The 1,671-nt window shown below is 41.2% G+C and carries 1 protein-coding gene; it reads right to left on the reverse strand.

The features are described from left to right. Positions 1-322: 322 nt before the first annotated feature. Positions 323-1,591, reverse strand: coding sequence for an IS110 family transposase (locus tag ABHN01_RS23030; protein WP_429877472.1), 1,269 nt, complete (start codon positions 1,589-1,591; stop codon positions 323-325). Between the last annotated feature and the right edge of the window lie 80 nt (positions 1,592-1,671).

Raw genomic sequence — 1,671 nt, forward strand, 5'->3', positions numbered from 1 at the left:
TTTTTTTTCAAGGGACTGACTAAATTCTATGAATGTAAGGGTATAGGGTAAAAGTGGGCGTAGCGAAATAGAGGAGATCAAGTAGACTCCATTTTATTCCATAATAATGCACATATGCTCCACGTCACCCCTGGAGGCTAACCCTCCCATGTCTCTACGGGTCAAATGCCCTTTCATTCCTTCGTCATGCCTGTCCAAAGGGTGGAGGCTGGTTTTGCTAACGGAACGGGTCTTAGCCCTTTTGTTGAATACACCCAGTACTCCGTACATATTTGAGATCCTGCGAATACATCAATATTCAATAATTAAAATAAAGATAGTTTTAAGCAGCTTGTAAGAGATGTATCTTTTCCGGATTATAGACTTCTTGATTCTTGGTCATTCCAACGAGAATACGAGCGAACTTACCAATCAGCTTCATCAACGATTTCATTCTGCGCATACCCCTTTCTTGAACATTGTAGATATGTCTTGCTTTGAACTCCTGATTGTTGTTGATTAAATTCATAGTAGCCATGTAGAGAAACCTTCGTAATCGTGACCGTCCTCTTTTAGAAATTACCGTTTGTCCACGCCACTTTCCTGAACTGGCTTCCACGAGATGGAGTCCGGCATGTCTTAATAGGGCATTCCCATGAGAAAACTGACTGAGATCACCTGCCTCACCTAAGATTCCTGCAATTGAAATCGTATTTAACCCGTTTATGGAACGCAGGTTTTCAATGTATGGAATGTGGTCTAAGACTGAACGTACGGTCTCTTCAACTCTTTCGAGTTGAGTCGTTGTTAAATCGTATTCCTCTAATAGTTGTTGGAGATGAAAACGATGGGCATCTAACGCCGATTCAGTACCTACAGATTGCTGAGCCACTCGGAAGAGTGCAGCAGCCTTTTTCAGTCCAGGTTGTCTTTTCATGTGTTTTTTCCAACTTGATGAAATATCTTCCGGGGTTAGAGCACGAATTTCTTGTGGAGTAGGGAATAACCGTAAGGTTGTAATCGCTCCTTTTCCAGTCACATTTTTAAAGACCTCTCGAAGTTCTGGAAACACCAAGTCCACCCAACGATTGATCTGATTGACCGTGCTTACAAGTCGTTTAATAATCGTATCGCGATTGGCCATAAGTACTCGAAGTTTTTCAAACTTCTCAGAAGTAGGTTGAATAGAAGCGTAGTACCCATTCTTAACCATATCAGCGATCACTAAAGCATCCTTTAAATCACTTTTCGATTGCGTGTTATCACGGTTTTCTTTGTTCCGTTTCACATGATAGGGGTTGACTGTCACAACCTCTATTTCTTGTTCAAACAGCCAAGTCGATAGGTTAATCCAATAATGGCCAGTCGGTTCCATACCAATGATTACATCCGTTAATTGGTATTCCTTTTGGAGTTTCCTTATCCATTGGAACAAAGAGGAAAAACCACCTTCATTGTTTTCAAAGGTGAGTGGGTTGCCAAGTATCTTCCCGCGAAAATTCACGGCTCGAGCAACATGTGTCTGTTGGGCAATATCAATGCCTACAATAAGATGTTGGGGAGAAATTCGTTCAATAAGTTGATTTTGTCTGTCCTGCATTTTAAACTTCATAGTAAGGGCTCCTCCTAGATGGTTGTTTGGATACATTCATCTTATCGAGGGGCTCCTTTTTTATCAAAGCCTAAAACTAA

The sequence above is a fragment of the Fictibacillus sp. NRS-1165 genome, from assembly GCF_050468105.1.
Taxonomy (GTDB): domain Bacteria; phylum Bacillota; class Bacilli; order Bacillales; family Fictibacillaceae; genus Fictibacillus_C; species Fictibacillus_C terrinigri.